The organism is Gluconobacter sp. P1D12_c (genome assembly GCF_018812105.1).
In the GTDB taxonomy this organism is placed as follows: Bacteria; Pseudomonadota; Alphaproteobacteria; order Acetobacterales; family Acetobacteraceae; genus Gluconobacter; species Gluconobacter oxydans_A.
Genome location: NZ_JACSIQ010000564.1, coordinates 1 through 420 on the forward strand (window position 1 = coordinate 1; position 420 = coordinate 420).

The window sequence follows — 420 nt, forward strand, 5'->3', positions numbered from 1 at the left end:
CCGCCTGAGCGCGGACGTTGGGCTCGACCAGCTGGAGACAACCGCCTGTTTCTCAATGGTATGCTGCATGTTCTGCGCACAGGCTGTCCGTGGCGGGACATGCATGAGCGCTACGGCAAATGGAACTCGGTCTATGTCCGGTTCCGGCGTTGGGCTGAGCAGGGGGTGTGGGATGCTCTGCTGCAAACCCTGATAGACCTCGACCTGACCGATAACTGGCAGCATATGGTCGACAGTACCGTAGTCCGTGCCCATTCACAGGCTACGGGCGCAAAAGGGGGGCTCATTCGGAGGCTTTTGGTCGATCACGCGGCGGCTTTACGAGCAAGATCCATGTCCGATGTGACAATCAGGGATGCCCTCTTGGCTTTGTCCTTACCGGAGGCCAGGTCTCGGACTACAAAGCCACAGACGCCCTGA

At 59.3% G+C, this 420-nt stretch carries 1 protein-coding gene; it reads left to right on the forward strand.

Translation table 11 applies throughout. The features are described 5' to 3' along the window. Positions 1-420, forward strand: a 420-nt coding sequence (locus KP705_RS18165) for a transposase (protein ID WP_215765307.1), incomplete at its 5' end; no start/stop codon positions are given.